The sequence below is a fragment of the Oleiphilus sp. HI0043 genome (assembly GCF_001634935.1).
In genome coordinates, this window is record NZ_LWEY01001696.1 from 1 (window position 1) to 1,054 (window position 1,054).

The following is a 1,054-nucleotide window of genomic DNA, read 5'->3' on the forward strand; positions in this document are numbered from 1 at the left end:
CCTTCGATACGATAAGAGACAGAAATGAATTACAATATTGTCGATACCGCGATTTCATCACTAAAAGCAGACAGCCTATGCATAGGCCTATACGAAAATCAGACACTATGTGAGCAAGGCAAAGTGCTCGACAAACTTCTTGATGGGCAACTAAGCCAAAGCATATCGCAATTCGACATTGATAGTGATTCAGGAAAAAGCTTCTTCCTACCCCTTCGTAGCGAACACGCTAATAGCGTTATTCTTTTGGGCATGGGAGACAAAAAGAAGTTAAACCTAAGCAGCCTAAACAAGGCCTTCAGCGCATTAGCAAGTCAAGCGAAAAGCGCCAAAGTAAAATCCTTACACTGCTTTTTGGACAATACTATAGATGGCACAGACATTAGCGCCAGACAACTCGCAAACAGTCTCGTTCGCTCAATTTCTGACCAGCATTACACTTTCGATCAGTACAAAAGCAAAAAATCTCCGGCCATCATATTGGAAAACATCAGTGTCGTCTGCTGCACTGCAGACCAACAAGCCTTGAGCGAAGCAACTGTGATCGCTCAAGCTCAGGCGAGAGGCATGGCTACAACCAGAACGCTTGGCAACCTACCCGGAAATGTCTGTACACCTGCTTACCTAGCAGAGCAAGCACTAGCGCTAGCAAGCAGAAGTAATAACTTTGAAGTAAAAGTACTCGAAGAATCTGATATGGAAGCACTAAACATGGGTGCATTTTTATCCGTATCCAAAGGTAGCTCAGAACCAGGAAAAATGATTATCCTTGAGTATAAAGGTGGCAAAGAAGGCGATGCGCCACATATGTTAGTCGGCAAAGGCATCACCTTTGATACCGGAGGAATTAGCTTAAAACCTGGCCCGCAAATGGATGAAATGAAGTATGACATGTGCGGTGCCGCGAGCGTTATCGGTACGATGACTGCAATTGCCGACCTACAACCCAAAATGAATATCGTCTGCATCATTGCAGCGGCTGAAAACATGCCGGCTGGACACGCCTCCAAACCTGGTGATATCGTGACAACAGCTTCGGGTCAAACAGTAGAAA

General features: G+C 45.2%; 1 protein-coding gene. It reads left to right on the plus strand.

All coding sequences use genetic code 11. The features are described 5' to 3' along the window. Positions 1–24 precede the first annotated feature (24 nt). Positions 25–1,054, plus strand: a 1,030-nt coding sequence (locus tag A3729_RS25875; protein WP_068634426.1) for a M17 family metallopeptidase, incomplete at its 3' end; no start/stop codon positions are given.